Origin of the sequence: Chryseobacterium paludis (assembly GCF_025403485.1) — a bacterium.
Taxonomy (GTDB): domain Bacteria; phylum Bacteroidota; class Bacteroidia; order Flavobacteriales; family Weeksellaceae; genus Chryseobacterium; species Chryseobacterium paludis.
This window is the reverse complement of sequence record NZ_CP099966.1, coordinates 2,116,356-2,135,989: the sequence shown is the minus strand read 5'-3', so window position 1 is coordinate 2,135,989 and position 19,634 is coordinate 2,116,356. Positions and strand designations below refer to the sequence as shown.

At 34.3% G+C, this 19,634-nt stretch carries 18 protein-coding genes; 9 read left to right on the top strand and 9 right to left on the bottom strand.

Going from position 1 to position 19,634, the window contains the following annotated elements:
* Positions 1-76 precede the first annotated feature (76 nt).
* Positions 77-1,678 carry a gliding motility lipoprotein GldJ gene (gene gldJ, locus NG806_RS09455; protein WP_214826880.1) on the top strand — a complete coding sequence of 534 codons (1,602 nt, stop codon included), beginning with the start codon at positions 77-79 and terminating at the stop codon, positions 1,676-1,678.
* Positions 1,679-1,743: 65 nt separating this feature from the next.
* Positions 1,744-3,015, top strand: coding sequence for a UDP-N-acetylmuramoyl-tripeptide--D-alanyl-D-alanine ligase (locus tag NG806_RS09450; RefSeq protein WP_261512843.1), 1,272 nt, complete (start codon positions 1,744-1,746; stop codon positions 3,013-3,015).
* On the opposite strand, the gene NG806_RS09445 is transcribed toward NG806_RS09450, so the two are convergent.
* The gene (locus tag NG806_RS09445) at positions 3,008-3,619 is read right to left on the bottom strand and encodes an NUDIX hydrolase (protein ID WP_214826874.1); all 612 of its coding nucleotides are present in this window, start codon (positions 3,617-3,619) and stop codon (positions 3,008-3,010) included. The genes NG806_RS09450 and NG806_RS09445 overlap by 8 nt on opposite strands.
* A 29-nt stretch (positions 3,620-3,648) precedes the next feature.
* Between NG806_RS09445 and NG806_RS09440 the strand changes: the two genes are divergently transcribed.
* On the top strand, positions 3,649-4,038 hold the full coding sequence (locus tag NG806_RS09440; protein WP_214826871.1) for an SRPBCC family protein: 390 nt from the start codon (positions 3,649-3,651) through the stop codon (positions 4,036-4,038).
* Between the two features lie 29 nt (positions 4,039-4,067).
* On the opposite strand, the gene NG806_RS09435 is transcribed toward NG806_RS09440, so the two are convergent.
* The 5 genes from NG806_RS09435 to NG806_RS09415 all read right to left on the bottom strand — a co-directional run bounded on the left by NG806_RS09435 (position 4,068) and on the right by NG806_RS09415 (position 9,203).
* Positions 4,068-5,111, bottom strand: coding sequence for an anhydro-N-acetylmuramic acid kinase (locus NG806_RS09435; RefSeq protein WP_261512842.1), 1,044 nt, complete (start codon positions 5,109-5,111; stop codon positions 4,068-4,070).
* Positions 5,112-5,118: 7 nt separating this feature from the next.
* On the bottom strand, positions 5,119-5,712 hold the full coding sequence (gene lptC / locus NG806_RS09430; protein ID WP_214826865.1) for an LPS export ABC transporter periplasmic protein LptC: 594 nt from the start codon (positions 5,710-5,712) through the stop codon (positions 5,119-5,121).
* A gap of 1 nt (position 5,713) precedes the next feature.
* A complete protein-coding gene (locus NG806_RS09425) occupies positions 5,714-7,042 on the bottom strand; it encodes a hypothetical protein (RefSeq protein ID WP_390882585.1) in 1,329 nt (442 codons plus the stop codon).
* A gap of 308 nt (positions 7,043-7,350) precedes the next feature.
* A complete protein-coding gene (mdlD, locus tag NG806_RS09420) occupies positions 7,351-8,670 on the bottom strand; it encodes an NAD(P)-dependent benzaldehyde dehydrogenase MdlD (protein WP_261512840.1) in 1,320 nt (439 codons plus the stop codon).
* A gap of 104 nt (positions 8,671-8,774) precedes the next feature.
* Positions 8,775-9,203 carry an organic hydroperoxide resistance protein gene (locus tag NG806_RS09415; protein WP_261512839.1) on the bottom strand — a complete coding sequence of 143 codons (429 nt, stop codon included), beginning with the start codon at positions 9,201-9,203 and terminating at the stop codon, positions 8,775-8,777.
* 217 nt (positions 9,204-9,420) lie between these two features.
* Here NG806_RS09415 and NG806_RS09410 point away from each other — a divergent pair, with 217 nt between their 5' ends.
* The 6 genes from NG806_RS09410 to NG806_RS09385 all read left to right on the top strand — a co-directional run bounded on the left by NG806_RS09410 (position 9,421) and on the right by NG806_RS09385 (position 17,159).
* Complete coding sequence (locus tag NG806_RS09410; protein ID WP_261512837.1) at positions 9,421-10,539, top strand: DNA polymerase III subunit; 1,119 nt, start codon at positions 9,421-9,423, stop codon at positions 10,537-10,539.
* A gap of 233 nt (positions 10,540-10,772) precedes the next feature.
* Complete coding sequence (locus NG806_RS09405; protein WP_261512836.1) at positions 10,773-11,993, top strand: tail fiber domain-containing protein; 1,221 nt, start codon at positions 10,773-10,775, stop codon at positions 11,991-11,993.
* Positions 11,994-12,368: 375 nt separating this feature from the next.
* A complete protein-coding gene (locus NG806_RS09400; protein WP_214826846.1) occupies positions 12,369-12,995 on the top strand; it encodes a TetR/AcrR family transcriptional regulator in 627 nt (208 codons plus the stop codon).
* On the top strand, positions 12,979-14,298 hold the full coding sequence (locus NG806_RS09395) for a TolC family protein (protein WP_214826844.1): 1,320 nt from the start codon (positions 12,979-12,981) through the stop codon (positions 14,296-14,298). The genes NG806_RS09400 and NG806_RS09395 overlap by 17 nt, the downstream gene beginning before the upstream one ends.
* A 15-nt stretch (positions 14,299-14,313) precedes the next feature.
* Positions 14,314-15,426 carry an HlyD family secretion protein gene (locus NG806_RS09390; protein ID WP_214826842.1) on the top strand — a complete coding sequence of 371 codons (1,113 nt, stop codon included), beginning with the start codon at positions 14,314-14,316 and terminating at the stop codon, positions 15,424-15,426.
* 155 nt (positions 15,427-15,581) lie between these two features.
* On the top strand, positions 15,582-17,159 hold the full coding sequence (locus tag NG806_RS09385) for a DHA2 family efflux MFS transporter permease subunit (protein WP_214826840.1): 1,578 nt from the start codon (positions 15,582-15,584) through the stop codon (positions 17,157-17,159).
* Positions 17,160-17,207: 48 nt separating this feature from the next.
* Here NG806_RS09385 and NG806_RS09380 read toward each other — a convergent pair whose 3' ends face one another.
* From NG806_RS09380 to NG806_RS09370, 3 genes are all read right to left on the bottom strand, one after another.
* On the bottom strand, positions 17,208-18,218 hold the full coding sequence (locus tag NG806_RS09380) for a TQO small subunit DoxD (protein ID WP_261512833.1): 1,011 nt from the start codon (positions 18,216-18,218) through the stop codon (positions 17,208-17,210).
* A gap of 53 nt (positions 18,219-18,271) precedes the next feature.
* Positions 18,272-18,607, bottom strand: coding sequence for a hypothetical protein (locus tag NG806_RS09375; RefSeq protein ID WP_261512831.1), 336 nt, complete (start codon positions 18,605-18,607; stop codon positions 18,272-18,274).
* A gap of 85 nt (positions 18,608-18,692) precedes the next feature.
* On the bottom strand, positions 18,693-19,607 hold the full coding sequence (locus tag NG806_RS09370) for an alpha/beta hydrolase (RefSeq protein WP_261512829.1): 915 nt from the start codon (positions 19,605-19,607) through the stop codon (positions 18,693-18,695).
* Positions 19,608-19,634: the final 27 nt, after the last annotated feature.

Sequence of the window (19,634 nt, the reverse complement as noted above, 5' to 3'; positions counted from 1 at the left end):
CAAAAAAATCAAATGTTTACTTGATTTATTGAATAATTTATTTTTTCTTTGTACTTTGAAAATATTTATATCGACTATGAAAAAACTAAAGTTGTTTTCATTAATAGCATTAAGTTCTACACTTGCATTAACCAGTTGTGGTGGATCAGGTACCAACAAAGGTGGAGGTACTAAAAAATTTATCAGTAAGACGGGTTGGAAGCCAAACGAAAAACAAGGTTGGTTTTTTGCAGGAAAGCAACAAAAACAGAAAGGTTGGCCGGGGATGGTATATGTAGAAGGTGGAACTTTTACAATGGGATTAGTGAAAGATGATGTAATGCACGATTGGAATAACTCACCTCGCAGAATGCAGGTAAGTTCGTTCTTTATCGGTGAAACAGAGATTACTAACTATGAATACCGCGAATACCTGACATGGTTGAAGTATGTATTCCCACCTAGTGATCCAAGTTTTAAGGAAATCTATAATGGTGCTTTACCAGATACCTTATTATGGGATAACAAACTATCTAGAAATGATTACAACGAGACGTATTTCCGTTCTCCTGAATTTGATTACTATCCGGTAGTAGGTGTTTCTTGGACTCAAGCAAATAGATATTGTGAGTGGTTAACTGACAGAGCTAATGAAAAAGCATTAATGTCTGCAGGAATCATTGCTAAAGATTTGTATATCAATGAATCCAATAATCAAGGTGGAACTGCATTTAACATGGATAAATTCAAAGCGAATGATCCTGAAATGCAAGGGTATATCAATGAACAGAGAATGCAGCAAAAATCAGGTTTAAAAACAACAAACCAAAGATTGCTTTCTGCTAATAGAGCTCCAAACTCTGCAATGGTTCAGAAATTCAGACTTCCTACAGAAGTTGAATGGGAATATGCAGCACTTGGTATGGCTAAAAATAGAGAATATAACCAATACCTAGGTAAAAAACCGGAAATCGAAAGATTGAGAGGTACTAAAGGAAGAGACAGAGGGATGTTCCTTGAGAACTTCAAAATGGGTAGAGGTGATTATTCAGGTATTGCAGGCTGGAAAAATGATGGTTCAGCAAGAACTTCAGATGTTAGACAATATCCATCTAATGACCTTGGGGTATATGGGATGTATGGAAACGTATCTGAATGGGTTGCCGATGTTTACAGACCAGTTATTGACGAAGATTTCAGTGACTTCAACTACTACAGAGGAAATATGCCTCAGGCTGTTGTAAAGAACGGAGACGGGACTTACAAAATGGTAGATGAAGGTTCAATAAAATATGATACTTTAGCTGATGGTAGATTAGTATATAAAAGTTTACCAGGACAGTTTGAAAAACAAACTATCGCTGATTACAGAAACTACAGAGATGGTGACAGACAATCTTCTTTAGATTATTATAAAGCGGGAGACTCTGCAACAGCTTATGATATGTATAATTCTCCAAAACAGAGATTTATTGTAGACGGATCTGGAAAAGTAATTATGCAGAAGGATACTAAAGACAGAACATCTGCAATGTCTAATGATATCAGAGTAATTAAAGGAGGTTCTTGGCAAGATACAGCTTATTGGCTGGATCCGGGACAAAGAAGATATAAAGATCAAAATAGAGCTTTTGGATGGATTGGATTCCGTGTTGCTCAAGATGCTAGAGCAGCTGACAAGAGTAGAACTAGAAGATAATATTTATCAAAAAAATAATATAAAAAACCTTCCTAAATACTGGAAGGTTTTTTTATTTTTGAACTATGAATACAGAACAGTTTTATCCTTTATTTTTGAAGGCCAATAAAGTTACGATTGATAGTAGGAAAGTAGAAAATAATGATATTTTCTTTGCTTTTTCGGGAGAGAACTTCAACGCAGCGACGTTAGCGGAAAAAGCTATTTCGATGGGAGCGCTGGCTGCTATTGTTGAGCTTAAGGATTTCGAAGATATTGGTAAAAATATTTTCTATGTTCCTTCAACATTAGAATTTTTACAGGCTTTAGCTATACATCATAGAGATCAGTTAAATATACCTATTATAGGGCTTACCGGAAGTAACGGTAAGACGACTACAAAAGAGTTGATCCATGCTGTTCTGTCTGAAAAGTATAATGTTCAGTATACCTATGGTAACCTGAATAATCATATCGGAGTTCCCTTGACGATTTTATCAATTAAGCCAGATCATGAGATGGCTGTTATAGAAATGGGTGCTAATCACAAAAAGGAAATTGAACTTCTGTGTTCTATATCAAAACCTGATTATGGTTATATCACAAATTTCGGAAAGGCTCATTTAGAAGGTTTCGGAGGTTTCGAAGGTGTTATTATAGGAAAGTCTGAATTATATGATTACTTAAAAGAATCTAATAAGACGATCATCATTAATGAGAATGATGACATTCAGGTGAGTAAAAGTGAAAGCTATGAACCGAAAATAACTTTTGGAAAACCAACTTCAGATTATTATTTTGAAGCTTATTCTGAAGATCATTGTGTTGGGCTGTCTTATCAAAATACAAAAGCTCTCTCTAAACTTACTGGAAATTATAATTTTACGAACCTTTGTGCAGCAGTAAGTTTTGGACTTCATTTTGGAATTGATATCGAAATAATAAAACATGCTATTGAAAATTATACGCCTACTAATATGCGTTCTCAGATTGTAAAGAAGGAGGGGCGAACATTGGTTTTGGATACTTATAATGCCAATCCGAGTTCAATGACAGCTTCCTTACATAACTTTGTAACTTTTGAAGGAAGTAAAACCATTATTATTGGAGATATGCTTGAATTAGGAGTGGAGAGTGAAGCCGAACATCAGAATATTTTAAAACAAGCATTGGAACTAGGCTTTGATGAAATTATTACAGTAGGTGGAAACTTTAAGAAAGTAAATAGTGTAACATTATCTTTTAATAATACCCAAGAGCTAATAGAATATTTAAAACTAAATGGAATTCAATCAAAAAATATTCTATTAAAAGCATCAAGAGGCATTTCTCTGGAAAAGGCAGCAGACTTTATTTAGTCTTGCTATTCCGAAATTCTTTAACAATCAGCTGAATGTTTTTGAAGGTGTTTGGAAAAACTTCATTTTCTATCTGAGAAGCGTTTTTCCAGGCTACTTCAGTGATGCCTTCTTCGATCTGCGGCTTTGAGGTATCTTCTCCATCAAAGCTCATTTCAAACCAATGGGTACACTTCAGGATCTTATCACCATTTCTTTCTACATAGATATGGTAGGTTGTATTAATGAATTCCAGTAATTCAACATCCTTTAGTCCCGTTTCCTCTTCAATTTCCCTTACAGCAGATTCCTCTCTGGATTCTCCTTTTTCCATTTTACCTTTGGGAAGATCCCATTTTCCGAGTCTTTTGATAAAAAGAATCTCTCCCTTGCTATTATTTACCAATCCGCCAGCCGCTTCTATAATCCTGAAAAGGTTTTTAAATTCTTCCCAAATTGTATCGATATCATCTCCAAATACATTTAATTCTTTTACAGATGTATTTTCCAGAAGATCCAATGCGATTTCAAAAGTTGTGAAGTTTTCATACCTAACATTTTTTTCCAGGTTTTCAGACTGTTTAGACAGCAATAATTTTTTTTCGTTCACAAAAACTTTATACATTTGTAGGAATTTAAATACAAAAATAAAAAATGAATTTAGAAGGACGAAAAATTATTGTCAATAAATCATCTAAAGAGTTGGCGGAACTGCTAAAAACACCTGACAACTATAAAGAATTTATGCCGGACGGACTTCAAAAGTTTGAAAGCAGAGAAGATGGATTTAAATTCGGATTGCAGGGAATGCCGGAAATAGCTTTAAAGATAGATGAAGTTACAGATGAAAAAGCTGTTTTAAAATCGGCAAGTTCAAGTCTGGATTTTTCATTAACAGCCACTTTAAATCCTCTCAATGAAAACCAGACAGAAGTACAAATGCTTTTTGAAGGTAAATTCAATCCATTTATAAAAATGATGGTAGAGAAGCCTTTACAGAATTTCATTAATGCATTAACGGATAAAATAGAAGCTTATAAATAATAACTAAACCTTCAGAAATGAAGGTTTTTTTATGCGATAATCCCAGAACTGTGGTCTCTATAGCTTCCAGTAGCTGAGGAAAGTATATTAATATCATTAGTGAGCTTTAAAGCACCCATTAAGGCAAAGATTAATGCTTCTTTGTAATCAATGATCTGTTTTTCGGGGATAATAATCTCAGCGCTGGTTTTCGTTCTTATTTTTTCAATAAGAAAAGTGTTGTAAGTTCCACCGCCAGTAAAAAGAATGTTCTTCAGGGCATTATCATTAATTACATTTGAGATCTGTTGGGCAATATGTTCTGTAAAGGTTGCTAAAAGATCAATCGCCTTTATATTTTCAAAACTGTTGAAAATATGGTCATTACACCATTCAATTCCCAAAGATTTTGGGTGACCCTGTCTGTAAAAATGAAGCGAACCAAGTCGGTCAAGTAACTTTTCGTTAATTGTTCCTGTTCTTGCAAGATCACCATTTTCATCATAGTCTTTACCAAATTCCTGAACTAATTTATTGAGTACAATATTTACGGGTACAACATCAAATGCTATTCGTCTATTATTGTATTTAAATGAGATATTTGAAAACCCACCCAAATTAAGACAGGCATCATAGTGAGAAAAGAGTAGTTCATCTCCAATAGGGACGAGTGGCGCACCATTTCCACCCATTAAGACATCCTGGGTTCTGAAATCATAGATGACAGGGAGGCCTGTCTCAAGTTTTATAGCCCTTCCATCTCCAATTTGCAGCGTAATTTTTTTTTGAGGCTGATGAAAAACAGTATGACCATGAGAGGAGATGATATCAATATTTTTTAATTGATAAGCATCAATGAAGCGACGAACTGATTTTCCCAGATAAAAACCATATTCGGCATTTAGTTCCAGTAATTCTTCAGCTGAGAGATAAATGGAATTTCTAAGTTTATCCGCCCAGTTTTTAGGATAAGGAATGGTTTCAGCTTTCAAGATCTGAAAGCTCCATTGATCCTGTTTTTCGAATTGTACAAAACAAATGTCTAATCCGTCTAAACTGGTACCTGACATTAGACCTAACGCTCGTAGAATCATTAAAGATTTATTTTTTAGATTCGGATAGTTGTTTGGAACTGAAATCTCCGGAATTGTTGAAGAAAGTATATTCAGAGAAATCGTCTTTAGCGGTCATTCCATTGGCTCCCACAAGTGTAGAGCCATCTGCCATCGTTACAAATACTGTATCTTTGGTGTAAATGCGGTTTTTTCTTTGATCCCAATAAATGCTTTGCATGGCAAATCTCTGCCCCTCATTGGTCGTAATTCTTACATCACCTTTCGCTTCATAGAATTTTTTATATTCGAAAATTCTTGCATATTTGGCGGTGATCTTTCCAGGGACTTTTGGCTTTTTCTTATCAAAAAATTCAATGTTGATCCCTTTTCTGGCAACAACATAAGGACTGTCTATAAGCTCATATTTTTCAATAATGGGAGCTAGTGCTTTTAAAGTAACAAATCCTGAATCTCTCTGTATGATATTGGCATTATTAATGATCTGTGATGGAAAATTCTTACTTTGACTGCCATTTCGTTTTGTAAGGTCTTCTTCACAGGATATCAATATAAAAAATATAGCACAACTAAAAAGGCATGCTATATTTTTTTTATATGATAAGTTTTTAAACAGTTTCATTCTAGTTGTATAAACTCTTTCTGAACCACTTGTCAGCAAAATTGAACCCTACTCTTAGGTTGATGAAATTCTGATTGATCAGGTTGTTATCTAAAGTTCCACGTTTACCAACTTCTACACCTAATTCAAGTCCACTCATTCTTGTGATACTACTTGTTTTGAATGGAAGCATTACCCCTGCAGAAATTCCAAACTTGTTGATGTTATTACTGCCTATTTTTAAACCTCCTCTTTCATAGAAAGCTCCATATCGGTATACCACTCTGGAGAAATAGTTTCTGAAGTTATTATAGTTAGGTAAATACCATCCTCCGGCAGATATTCTGTATGTATCATCGAAATCTACTGTTTTCCCAAAATAGGAAATACTTTCACCTTTTTTATAGTCTAACTGACCAGATACGAACCATTGGTTTTCACTTCCATATCCTACCCCAAATGATGCTTGTATCGGTAAGAGATTTTTAGAACTTGTGCTTTTCTGCTCAATGATTGTTTCATAAGCCTTAGTGTCCACAGCTGAATAGAAGTAAGTACTGTTTTTATAATCAGTGGTCATATTACTAGTGTTACCAAAAGTAGTAGTTGCACCAATTGTCAGTTTTTTATCAGTACGGGTATTTAGGTGTTGATAGCTCCCCCCTAATGTAAAGTTGAAATTTTTAATGCTGTTTTTGGTTTCATAAGCATTGATCAACTCAGAATAAGGAGCATTTGGGTTAGATACCTGATATGGATTTGAAAATTCATTGGTATCATAAAGGTTTCCAAAATAATAGTTAGCTCTTAAACCTAAGGCAAACTCATTGTTTACTTTATATGATACGGCAACCTGAGCAGTATTTAAAGTTCCGGTTCCTTTAAAATTATTCTGATAAATGCCACCATCAGGTCGTTTCTCTATATTTTGAATATCATAGCTCTTTGAACTGTAAGGCTGATAGGATAATCCCATTTTAACCCTCGAAGAGATAGGAAATGCTAATGAAATATTAGATAAATACGTAGAATGTTTGGTAGACTTCGTATTGTTATAATTCGTTTTGAAATAGTTGTTTTCGTTGGTTGCTTCAAGCTTAATACTCGTAAGTTCGAAATTCGTATTATTTGCTGGATTGGCAAAGTTGAAATTACTAGTGAAATCACTTATAAAAGCCGTTGAAATGCCACCCATAGAAGCTGTTTCAATCGTATTATCATATTTTACATCTCCGATTCCGTAAGTTGCATATGGTGAATTGCTTAAACTCTGCGCATTAAGGAAATACCCAACAGAAATGAATGATAGTACAAAGATTTTTTCATTCTTTATTTTTAAAATAATGCGCAAATATCTTAAATATTAATGAATTGTAAAAATTTCATGAGGTTAAAGTTTGTTAAGGGAGATTATCTTTAAACTTAAACAGAATTTTTTATTACAAAATTAAATATATAAGGAGTGCTGCTTATTTTTGTAATTATAAAATATACTCATTAAATTGAAAGGTACATCTTTCACTAGCATAATGATTTAGACGGTTAGCTGGGGTTTTATTATAAGTTTTCTTTTTCATTAAAAGATAAAAAAAGAGACCGCTTTCATCATTGAAAACTGTCTCTTTACATCTTATTTTATTTATAGAAATAAAGGATTTTTTATTTAACCTGCAGTACAGATCTGCTATGGCTGAAGGCATAAAAGCTAAATTTCCCATGATATTTTCCCATTCCGGAAGTTCCAACACCACCAAAAGGTAGAAAATGTGAACCAACATGAATAATAGCACTATTGATTTCAGCATCACCACTTGTTGTTCTGTTCAAAACATCATCTGCAAATTCCTGACTTTCCGAAAAGACATAAAGCGCTAAAGGTTTTGGACGGCTATTGATCTCTTCCAAAACAACATTAATATCTGTATATGTCATAATGGGTAATATCGGGCCAAAGATTTCCTGCTGCATCACCTGATCATCCCAGGTTACATTATCCATTAGTGTAGCTTCAAAATGACGGTTATCAAGATTATATCTGCCACCATAAATTACTTTGTCAGGAGCTGCTTCCAAATAGCTGGCTAAATGTTTGATTTGTCCTGGATTTACAATCTTTCCTATTTTTCCCAGAGATCCATCAGGATAGGTAGCCTTTAGATAGGCTGTAAACTTGCTGATAAATGTATCTTTTACGGATTCGTGGATATAAATATAATCCGGTGCTACACAGGTTTGCCCACAATTGATCCATTTTCCATAAGAAATCTTAGCCACAGCTTTATCAAGATCAGCATCCTTATGAACAATAGTTGGTGATTTACCCCCCAATTCCAGAGTTAGTGGGATCAGTTGTTCTGCTGCTGCTTTCATTACAATCTTACCGACGTTTGGACTTCCGGTAAAGAATATATAATCAAAAGGAAGACTTAATAATAAAGTATTTTCTTCTATTGCTCCCTGGATCACTTTTACATATGATTCATCAAAAGCTTCGTTTACAATATCTTCAATTACTTTAGCCACGTGAGGTGTATTTTCAGAGGGTTTGATAATTGCCGTATTTCCGGCGATCAATGCTCCAATCAAAGGGCTGAAAGTAAGCTGAACAGGATAATTGAAAGGACCGATAATATAATTAACACCGTAAGGTTCATACATTATTTTGCTCACGATCTCACCACCTGATGGGTGTGGTTTTGATTCTACAAAAGTAGGTTTTGCCCATTCATCAATGTTCTCTAACAGATAATCCAGTTCGCTTGATACAATTTGAATTTCTACATATTCTGCCTCTTTTCTGCTCTTACCCAAGTCAATATCTAGAGCTTCACATAAAGTATCTGTGTGACTTAGAAATACGTCACGGAATTTGCTTAATTGCGCTTTTCTAAATTCAATATCTTTAGTTTGGTTCGTCTTGAAAAATGCCTTTTGTTTTTCAAATACATTCCTGATGTGTTGGTCTAGTTCTGGTGTCATTTTTTTTCTTGTTAATATTATTGGATCCTATTTATTGTTGCTGAAAGTTTTATCTAAATTATTGATTTTTAATTAATATTTAGATTATTGCTTTATGATTAATTTTAGGATTCGGTATTTGTAACACTTAATTTTACTTCGATATTTCCCCTTGTTGCATTGGAATAAGGGCAAACCTGATGTGCTTTTTCAATCAGGGATTGTGCTTCTTCCAAAGATACTTCAGGAATGTTGGCATGTAGATCTACGGCAAGACCAAAACCACCATTTTCCAATTGACCAAGACTTACTTTGGCTGTAACCTTTGTTTCGCCTGTTTTTATTTTGCTTTGTTTAATGACCAAATTCAAAGCACTGTCAAAACACGCAGAATACCCTGCTGCAAATAACATTTCTGGATTTGTAAAATCCTCGTTAGCACCACCCAGGCCTTTTGGCATCCTTACTTCAAGATCTAAAACTCCGTTTTCACTTTTTACATGTCCATTTCTTCCTCCCGTTGCTGTAGCCACTGTACTGTATAATACTTTCATAATGTTGAATTTATTTTTTTGTTTAATTGCTAAGCAAATGTATTGTTAAAAATTAAATTGTATACAATTTAATTAAATGAATTATTTTAAATTGATTATTGATGCTAACTATAATTACATCCTTTGTTTTAAAAAATCATATCCGGAGATTATTTTTTTAACAAATACGGTGTATTAAATTTCCGGAAATTGAAAGAAGATTTTTTATCTTTGGAGCATGAATTGGGAGAACATTGCCGGTCAAGAGAGCCTGAAAAAACTTCTTAAAGACAGTATTAAAGAAAACAGAGTAAGCCACGCCCAACTTTTTGTCGGAAAAGAGGGATATGGGACATTCCCACTTGTATTGGCTTATGCAAAAGATATCTTACAAAGGGAAAATGAACATGCTGCTTCAAAAGTTGAACATTTAAATCACCTGGATCTCCACTTTAGTTTCCCTGTTTATACGGATAATAAAAATTCATTAAGTAAAAATAAGTTTGAGGATTTCAGAGAAATGATCCTTGCATCACCCTATGCAAGCTATGATGACTGGACGGCATTTTTAGATTCAGAGAATAAGCAGCTTTTTATTTCTGCAGATGAAGTAGATGACCAAAACCAGAAATTCTCTCTTAAGAGTTTCGAAGGTGGAACTAAAATTCTAATTGTCTGGAGGGCAGATAAAATGAACATTGCAGCGTCCAATAAGTTTTTGAAATTTTTAGAAGAACCACCTGCAAAAACCATTATCCTCCTTACGGCAGAAAGTTCTAATGATATCTTACCTACCATACTTTCCAGAACGCAGATCGTGGAAGTTCCCCGGATTAATGATACGGATATTGAAGCATATTTAAAGAACAGTTTTTCCGTTTCAGATGATCAATCCAGAGAAATAGTCCATGAAGCCCAAGGAAATCTTAATGATGCAATAAAGCTTTTAAAGTCAGAGAATAAAAATGAAGAATTTGAAAGGCTTTTCATTCAGTGGGTGAGAGATGCTTTTCAGGTAAAAAAGAAACCTGAATTTCTTAAAAATATTATTCTTTGGGCAAGGGAAATTGCAGGATGGAATAGGGAGAAACAAAAAAACTTTTTAGACTATTGTTCTGAAATATTCAGGCTGGCTCTATTGCAAAATTACCAATCGGAAAGTCTGGTTTATAAAAAAATTAATGCAAATGGTTTCAATTGGACAGGTTTTTCCAAATTTATCAGTGGAGCAAATATTGAAAGTATCTTGGAAGAAATAAGCACTGCTGATCTGCATCTCACCCGAAACGGAAATCCTAAAATTATATGGACCGACCTTGGGATCAAGCTTTCAAGGTATATTCATAAAACAACATAGAAGTTTCACAGTGGTTAAAGGTATATAATATCAAAAACAATTTACATAATAAAGAGTCCGGTATCTTACCGGACTTTTTTATTTTTAAACGAGTCAGAATTATACACTTATTATAAAATAGTGACACTTACTAAGAATATTGCCACACTTACTTTTTTTAAGGATGTGAAAAGTTTGACATGATAGTATCTTTATTGACAAATGGATAAATCCAATCACTAAAAATTAATACTATGAAAAAAATCACAACTTCTTTATGCCTTTTATTTGTATTAGGTGCAACTTTTTCTGTTTCTGCACAGAACGTGTGGACAGGTACAGCTATACCAACTACAACTGGTGGTGCAGTAGGAATAGGTAACACAGCTCCTACGGCGAGATTGGATATTAATTCAGGAAGTACTATTTCTGCATTAAAGATCAATCATGGATATAGAGTGTTTAACGGAACTAATGTTCCTAATATCATAGAAGTCTACAACCAGGTTACGAATATAATACCTCCGGTAAATCCAGTATTAATCAACTGGTTGAGCTATGGTGGCGTTTTTGGGCTTCAGTCTTTATCGAATACCGTAAATGAAAGCAGGATGATGTACAATGATAATTTAGGTAATGTAAGGTCTTCAGGGATTGCCATGTACTCTAGTCCGAGTTTTGGTAACGGAACGATCATCAACTCAATAAGGGGAGTGGCTTATTTAAATTTCCTGAATGGGGGTAATGGTTCTCCAACCGGAGGGGTTACTGTTTTGGGAAATGGAAATAACGAACTTTATGTAGATGGACGTTTACAGGTTTCATTTGAGGCAAGAGCTCAGTCTTTTATTTCAACTTCCGACAGAAGATTAAAGGATAATATTAAACCTCTTAAAGACATTCCGGGTAATCTATTCAACCTTAATACATACTCTTATACTTTTAAACCTAAAAAAGAAGGTGAAGGTAAAGCTGATACTAAACTGCATTTTGGTCTTATTGCTCAAGAAGTTGAAAAGGAATTTCCAAACTTAGTTACTATAGATGAAAAAGGAAATTATGCACTTAATTATATTGAAATAATTCCACTATTAATCAATGAATTAAAAGATCAGAAAAATGAAATTAAAGATCTGAAGGCTAAGATGGATGCAATAGAAGCAAAGCTGAATGCTATGGGTGATAATAAAAATACTTCTCCATCTATGGTGAATACATCCACATCTTACTCTCTGGAACAAAATGCTCCTAATCCGTTTAATCAGGAAACGGTGATCAGATTTAATGCAGGTGACACAAATGCCGCGATAGGAATATATGATCTGAGTGGGAGACAAATGCAACTTATTCCTATTAAAAAAGGTGAAAAACAAATCAGTATTACTGCACGTACGTTGACAGCAGGAACCTATATTTATAATCTTGTTGCCAATGGTAAGATCATAGATTCAAAAAAGATGATCGTAACCAATTGATCTTAAACTGATACCATTAATTATATTCAACTCCGGCTATTTGCCGGAGTTGAATATTTAATTCCTTGCCAAGTATATTTTTCTTTCTAATGAATTTTTATAATTTTCATCTTATTTAATCTTTTAGCGTAATATTTTTTTTCTTCCGACACAAGCGGACCTGCTGATTTTAGTTTAAATATTTTAAATTTAATTCACGTATTTGTAAATTAAATTTAAACCTTTTATGGAAATTTAGTATTTTTAATTAGCCAAAGTGTATTAATTTTCAGTTAGTTATATTAACTGAAATTAAAAACATATTAAAAAATCAATCAATCGTTTGATTTTGTGAAAAACTTATGTAAATTTGCGGCTTCAAAAATGAATAGTGACATGATTTCAAAAGAAGAAAATATATTATTTGCCGCAGAAAAACTTTTCGCAGAAAAGGGTTTTGAAGGAACTTCTACCAGAGAAATTTCTAAGGCAGCGAATGTAAATATTTCCATGATTTCCTATTATTTTGGTTCAAAAGAAAAACTGTACGAGAAATTGGTTGAATACAGAATGAATGAAGGCCAGTTTTTTTCGAAAGATATTCTGGAAAGAACTGACATCAATGAATGGGAGAAAATAGAGAAGATAGTAGATAAGTTTTCAGCGAAAATAAAAGATCAAAAATGTTTTTACAGAATTATGCAGCGGGAGCAATTACATGCTGAAAATCCACAGATTGTAGAATTCCTTAAACAAACAAAAATGGTCTTTATCTCTACGTATTCACAAATACTGGAAAGCGGATTGAGAAAAGGAATTTTTACAAAAAATCCACCTATTTATTTATTACATGCAACGGTAAGTGGAACATTGTTCTATGCATTTAATGGGAAGGAAATGTATAAGGAATTCTTAAATGACACGGAAGATGAAGAAGTTTTTGATAAAAAATATTACGCAGAACTTAATAAACATATTAAACATATACTAAAAGACCTTTTAGGTTATGAAGAAAATAAATAATTCCATTATTGCACTTTCTCTATTTATAGGAATTGCAAACACAAATGCTCAGGAGAAAAAACAACTCAGCCTCGATGAAGCTGTTCAGTTGGGAATCCAAAACAGCAAGAATCTTAAGATCGATGCGGCTAAGATTGAAGAGGCTACAGCAGATCTTTTGGAAGCAAAAAACAAACAACTGCCTGATTTTAAACTTTCGGGGCAGTATATGCGTTTGACAAATGCAAAAGTAGATTTGAAATTTTTAAATGAATCTGGATCTGGAGGTGGAGGTATGGCATCTCCGAAGTCTGTATTTTTAGGTCAAGCCAATTTATCAATGCCTTTGTATTCAGGAGGAAGAATAAAGTATGGAATTGAATCTGCGAAATACCTTGTAGAAGCATCAAAATTAAGCACTGAAAACGATAAAATAGCAATTGCTTATAATGTTGCACAGGCTTATAATAACCTGTTTAAAGCAAACCAATCTATTAAAGTTTTAGAGGAAAACCTTACTGCCTCAAACCAAAGGGACGAAACGTTCCTAAAAATGGAAAATAATGGTTTGATCGCAAGAAATGACCGTTTAAAGGCAAATCTTCAGACTTCAAATATTGAATTACAGTTGTTGGAGGCTAAAAATAATTACAATATTGCCAACATCAATATGGATTTACTATTGGGAATTCCGGAAGCGACAATCATTGAAGTTGATCCTAATTATATAGATGAAGCTCAGGATGCTAAACCTGTAGATTATTATTTAACTGAAGCTCAGCAAAACCGTAAAGATTTACAGGCTCTAAGTCAACAAAGAAGAGCGGCACAGCTTGGAAGCAAAGCGGCAAAAGCAGAGAACTTACCTACAATTGCATTGACAGGTGGTTATATTGCAGCAGATGCGCCTGATTTTTTAACAGTTTATAATGCGGTAAATGTTGGAGTGGGAATTCAGTATAATCTGGCTAATATCTGGAAGAAGAATTCATCATTGAGACAGTCTCAAGCCAGAGAAAAACAATTGGAAGCAAGCAATGAACTTTTAAATGATAATATTAAGCTTGATGTAAACAGAGAGTATCAAAATACAGACTATTCAAAACAAAGAATTGCTGTTTTTGAAAAATCAGCTGTTCAGGCGAATGAAAACTATAGAATTACTAAAAATAAGTTTGATAACGGTTTAGCAACAATGACAGAGCTTCTGGATGCAGATGCCGCACAGATTTCAGCAAATGTTGGGGTGATTAATGCAAAAGCAGATGCCGCATTAGCCTACAGAAAACTATTACAAACTACAGGAACTTTAACTATTAAATAAAAGAATAATACCACAATGGAAAATAATAAAACAGAACAAATCGAGAACTTAGAACCAAAAAAGAAGAAAAGTTTAGTTTTTCCTATCATTTTAGCGGTTGTATTAATTGGAGGTGGAATTTACGGATACAGAACTTATTCTTACGGGCAGATTCACGAAGAAACGGACGATGCACAAATTGCTTCCAATATGAGTCCTGTTATTTCTAAAGTTTCAGGATATGTAACAGAGGTTAAAGTAAAAGATAACCAGTTTGTAAAGAAAGGAGATACTTTGGTTATTTTAGATAGCAGAGATCAGAAAATGGCATTAGAACAAGCTGAAGCAGCATTATCTACCGCAAAAAGTAATATTTCTACTGCACAGGCTTCAACTACTGCAACTTCTAAAAATATTGGCAGTTCAGAAGCAGCTGTTGCAACAGCGAATGCTCAGATCGAAGCAGCAAAAGTAAATGTGTGGAAAACTTCTTTAGATTTAAAAAGATACGCTAATCTGGTAAAAGACCATTCTATTACGGAACAGCAATACGAGCAGGCTTTGGCTGCAAAACAATCTGCTGACAAGCAATTACAGGTTTTAGTAGAGCAAAGAAATCAGATCGCTCAGCAGACAGGGATTGCTTCTTCTCAAACAGAAGCGAGCTCTCAGCAAATAAGCGTTGCAGGTTCAGTCGCTAAACAAAGACAGGTAGACGTAGAAAATGCAAGATTAAACTTATCATACACTATAATCCTAGCTTCAGAAGATGGATATGTTGGAAAAGTTCCTATTCAGGTTGGACAATATTTACAGGCAGGAGCGCAATTATTCAGTGTCGTGAAAAATGACCAAAAGTGGGTGGTAGCGAACTTTAAAGAAACTCAGGTTGATAAAATGGTGGAAGGACAAAAAGTGAAAATTGAAATTGATGCTTTCCCTGACCAGGAGTTTGAAGGTGTAGTAAGCTCTTTTTCACCAGCAACAGGAGCTACATTCTCTATCCTGCCTCCAGATAATGCAAGTGGTAACTTCGTAAAAGTAGTACAAAGGCTTCCTATAAAAATTGACTTTGTAAAACTAGATCCGAATATCGCTAAAAAACTAAGAACAGGAATGAATGTGAAAGCTGAAGTTTCGTTAAAATAAAATATGTATTGTGTATTCATGTAAAATGTATTTATGATTTAAATGATGGCTAAAGCCATTGATTAACTGACTTTATTTTAATAATAAATCTCAATCTTTAAATCAGTCTTTATTAGATTTTACATGAATACAATTGTACATCATACAAAATTACTATGCAAGATTCATTAGTAGAATATGGAGCCCGGAGAGTAATCATTACGATTACGGCTATTCTTTGTGCTCTGCTTGAAATTGTGGATTCCACGATTGTGAACGTTGCCTTGAATGAAATGAAGGGTAACCTGGGATCGACACTTTCAGAGGTAGGTTGGGTAATTACGGCTTATGCAATAGGTAACGTAATTATCGTACCAATGACCAGCTGGCTTTCACAACAGTTCGGACGTAGAAATTATTTTGCTGCTTCTATTGTTATTTTCACCATATTTTCATTTTTATGTGGAAATGCTGACAATATCTGGGAACTGGTCTTTTTTAGATTATGCCAGGGTATTGGAGGAGGAGCATTATTGGTAACCTCACAAACAATCATTACAGAATCATACCCAATTGAAAAAAGAAGTATGGCTCAGGCGATATATGGATTAGGAGTTATCATTGGTCCGACTTTGGGTCCGCCATTGGGAGGATATATTGTTGATAATTTTAGCTGGCCATATATTTTCTATATCAATATTCCAATTGGTATTGCTGCAACTTTGATGACTTTACAATTTGTAAAAAGTCCCAAATTTGCTGAGAAACGAAAAGCGTCTGATGTCGACTGGCTGGGAATTGCCCTGTTAGCTGTTACGGTAGGATCATTACAGTTTATTTTGGAAAGAGGACACGAAGAAGATTGGTTTGCAAGTGGAATGATCGTAGCCTTTACTGTATCTGCAGTATTAGGATTTATACTATTCCTTTGGCGGGAACTTACCTGTAAATATCCTATTGTAGAATTACGGGTTTTAAAGAACAGTAACCTGAGGATCGGAACCGCTATGTCCTTTGTATTAGGATTTGGTTTATATGGTTCTACGTTTATTGTACCGTTGTATACCCAGAGTATTTTAGGATGGACGGCTTTACAGTCGGGTGCGTTAATGATTCCGGCCGCTTTAACAACTGCTTTTATGATGCCTATTATTGGTAAATTGCTTTCAAAAGGAGCCAAACAGCAGATTCTGGTATCATTGGGACTATTTATATTCTTTGTTTACAGTTTCTGGGGGTATAAGATCCTTACACCGGATACCAGTAAAGAAGCATTCTTCTGGATGTTGATCGTGAGGGGAGCTGGATTAGGACTTTTATTCATACCCATTACGTCCTTGTCCTTAAGTACATTAAAAGGTCAGGAAATTGGACAGGGAGCTGCATTTACAGGGATGATGAGACAGTTAGGAGGATCTTTTGGGATTGCTGCTATTACTACCTTCATCGCTAATGCGAGTCAGAAATACAGGGTAAACCTTATTACCCATCTCGATAGTGACAGTTTTGAGGTACAGCAAAGATTAGCTGCCCTGAAAGCCAGTTTTATATCTAAAGGGATGACTCCTGATAATGCATTAAATGCTGCCTATAAAATGCTTGATCTCTCAGTAACCAAACAGGCAACGGTACTATCTTATATGGATGTTTTCCTTTATTTAGGAATCGCTTTCTTAATTTGTATACCGTTTATCTTATTTGTAAAAGAAAGAAAGAGTAAAGAAAAAATAGATTTGAGTGAAGCCATGCACTAAATTTAATCAAAAACCTCCGAAGATCTTCGGAGGTTTTTTTATTAGTAATTAAAGTTTAGATACCCATTCGATACCACTGATATCAATCAGTTTTATACTGTAGATCTTATCTTTTTGATGGAGAATATCTTCAATGCTAAGGCGTAAGTCAGCTTTGGCTCCCAATGGAATGATCAAACTGTGTTTGCCTGGTTTTACTTTGGCAACATAGTGATTTTTGATGTTTTCTGATTTCAATTTCGAAAGCTCATGATGATCCAATGCTTTTAAGACAGTTCCGTTCTTATCCATAATATGAATTCCGATAAGAAATGAACCATAAACATCAGCACCCTCAGTTCGATAAATTTCAAAATTTATATCAGAGTGGGTTAAATTGAGATTGGAGATTTCAATCTCTGGCTTCACTGATTTATTGTGCAAACTTCCCCAGACCCCACCATGAAAATATTGATTGGTATAAAGAGTCATTCCAAAAATAAACAGGGAAATAACCAATACTAAGATTTTTGGGTTTTTAATAGGAAAATTACCGGAACCAATCCATCGGAACCATTTCTTATTGGTAAAGCCAACCTTGTTCTTTAAAAAATAATGATCCAGTGAATATAGTCCACTACCAGTAAGAAACAATGTGAATCCACCGGCAATTCCCAATACACCAATCTGCCATTCATCAAGGCAGGTAGTTCCAAGCCAGCCGGAGCCCAATAAAATTCCAAAAGCCAGACCGAAGATTCCAATGCTCATTAATCTTGTGAATGATCCTAAAATAATAAATAGTCCGACAATAGCTTCAAGGATTGTAAAGGTTACCATGGAAGTATGTAAAGCATTGGGATGAGTAATCAGATATTCTATGACCGGTTTGATTCCTAAGGCATTTGGAAGAAAGTGATTGAATTTTTCTCCAATATATCCTCCTTCATCAGGATCGAGCTTATTTTCAAGAATCAGACGTCGCCAAAAGGCTGAAAAGTAAGTCCATCCGATAACCATACGGATAGATAATGTATATAAACCAGCCATATCAGCAGGCTGATTGGTATTGTTTTTCATTGAATGTATATTTTACTTAATAATTGAATTAAAAAATGATCTTTGAACTTAGTCTAAACCACGTTTAACTTCAATTGTTTAAATAGAATATATTTTGGAGGGCTACTTCCGGAAGTTGCTCCGGAATATGGGTTGCAGAATGTTTTATCCTCTTTAGAAAAGTTTAAAACAGAATTAAACTGAAAAGTAAAATCTTTTCCAGATCTGGAATTTACTTTTAAAAGTACAATTCTTTTTGATGAGGTTTCCGTTGCGCTGTCACAGCTGAAACTCTGACTCGCAGTAACTTTAACTTTATTAAAAGAGCTGATATGTTCGATGTCAAAAATACCAAGCAAATCTCTTTTAACAGAGCATGGAGATAATGAAAACATCAAAACAAGCATCATTATGATTGCTTTGGAAATCTTCTTATGTATTATTAGACCCGACATCTTTTACAAAACTAGTCTATTAAAATGCAATGAGAGAATTTTAATGCCTATGATGAACAATAAATTTCAAAAATTCATCCTGTTGATCAACAAACAGGTAGTGAGAGCAGTTATCTACGAGTTTAAAATTTTCTTTTCCTGTAATATGTATAAGATCGTTAATTTGTTTCTCGGAGAATATCCCGTCATCTTTTCCATAGATTGCAAAAATGGGAACCCCTTTCTTTTTTATGTTTTTCAACATATCTTTATTGTCTAGATTATTTTGAGCTTCATTTTTATAAAACTTTAGTGGTGAACTGGGATTGCGGAAATTATTTTTATAAAAATCGCTGGCGTTATAGTCATTCCTTAACTGCTGACTTTTTGGAGTTTGATTGGGCATCGTGAAAAAATTAAGTTCACTGGCTATATCATAACAGCTTTTTCTGTATTCGGCAGAGTTTTTATTTAAACTATCAATATCATTAATCTGCTTCAGTTTTGAAGGATCGTTTTTAAATTTTTCCTTAGCCTGATGTAGAATATGATCATAGGTTTCCTGTTGGGAAAATAAAGCACCGACAAGCGTCAGTGAGCTGACTTTCTGAGGATATTGATCGGTAAATAAAGTCGCTATGATCCCCCCGAAACTATGTCCGAGGATGTTGGCTTTTTTGAGGTTATAGGTTTTATAAATCTGCAATAAGTCATCGAAACTTTCTTTAAAAGTCATGGTTGCATTGTCATCTTTAGAACGTCCTTCACCACGTCTGTCATAAACAATTACATAAAATCCTTTATTAGCCAAAGCTTCAGCGGTAGTAGCTTCAAATAATGTGGCATTGCCACTGGGGCCACCATGGATAAAGATAATAGGTGGGTTGTCTTTGTTTCCGTAATCTTTAGAATAGATATTTTGAGCTTGAACAGAGCTAAAAGGTAGAGTAAAAAGAAGGAGCAAGATCCATTTCATAAGTGGCTGATTATTTTTGCTAAACTA

What these genes read in the sequence shown, in the direction of transcription:
- gldJ (WP_214826880.1), top strand. Translation starts at nt 77, where the DNA reads ATGAAAAAACTAAAGTTGTTTTCATTAATAGCATTAAGTTCTACACTT.
- NG806_RS09450 (WP_261512843.1), top strand. Translation starts at nt 1,744, where the DNA reads ATGAATACAGAACAGTTTTATCCTTTATTTTTGAAGGCCAATAAAGTT.
- NG806_RS09445 (WP_214826874.1), bottom strand. Translation starts at nt 3,619, where the DNA reads ATGTATAAAGTTTTTGTGAACGAAAAAAAATTATTGCTGTCTAAACAG.
- NG806_RS09440 (WP_214826871.1), top strand. Translation starts at nt 3,649, where the DNA reads ATGAATTTAGAAGGACGAAAAATTATTGTCAATAAATCATCTAAAGAG.
- NG806_RS09435 (WP_261512842.1), bottom strand. Translation starts at nt 5,111, where the DNA reads ATGATTCTACGAGCGTTAGGTCTAATGTCAGGTACCAGTTTAGACGGA.
- lptC (WP_214826865.1), bottom strand. Translation starts at nt 5,712, where the DNA reads ATGAAACTGTTTAAAAACTTATCATATAAAAAAAATATAGCATGCCTT.
- mdlD (WP_261512840.1), bottom strand. Translation starts at nt 8,670, where the DNA reads ATGACACCAGAACTAGACCAACACATCAGGAATGTATTTGAAAAACAA.
- NG806_RS09415 (WP_261512839.1), bottom strand. Translation starts at nt 9,203, where the DNA reads ATGAAAGTATTATACAGTACAGTGGCTACAGCAACGGGAGGAAGAAAT.
- NG806_RS09410 (WP_261512837.1), top strand. Translation starts at nt 9,421, where the DNA reads ATGAATTGGGAGAACATTGCCGGTCAAGAGAGCCTGAAAAAACTTCTT.
- NG806_RS09405 (WP_261512836.1), top strand. Translation starts at nt 10,773, where the DNA reads ATGAAAAAAATCACAACTTCTTTATGCCTTTTATTTGTATTAGGTGCA.
- NG806_RS09400 (WP_214826846.1), top strand. Translation starts at nt 12,369, where the DNA reads ATGATTTCAAAAGAAGAAAATATATTATTTGCCGCAGAAAAACTTTTC.
- NG806_RS09395 (WP_214826844.1), top strand. Translation starts at nt 12,979, where the DNA reads ATGAAGAAAATAAATAATTCCATTATTGCACTTTCTCTATTTATAGGA.
- NG806_RS09390 (WP_214826842.1), top strand. Translation starts at nt 14,314, where the DNA reads ATGGAAAATAATAAAACAGAACAAATCGAGAACTTAGAACCAAAAAAG.
- NG806_RS09385 (WP_214826840.1), top strand. Translation starts at nt 15,582, where the DNA reads ATGCAAGATTCATTAGTAGAATATGGAGCCCGGAGAGTAATCATTACG.
- NG806_RS09380 (WP_261512833.1), bottom strand. Translation starts at nt 18,218, where the DNA reads ATGAAAAACAATACCAATCAGCCTGCTGATATGGCTGGTTTATATACA.
- NG806_RS09375 (WP_261512831.1), bottom strand. Translation starts at nt 18,607, where the DNA reads ATGATGCTTGTTTTGATGTTTTCATTATCTCCATGCTCTGTTAAAAGA.
- NG806_RS09370 (WP_261512829.1), bottom strand. Translation starts at nt 19,607, where the DNA reads ATGAAATGGATCTTGCTCCTTCTTTTTACTCTACCTTTTAGCTCTGTT.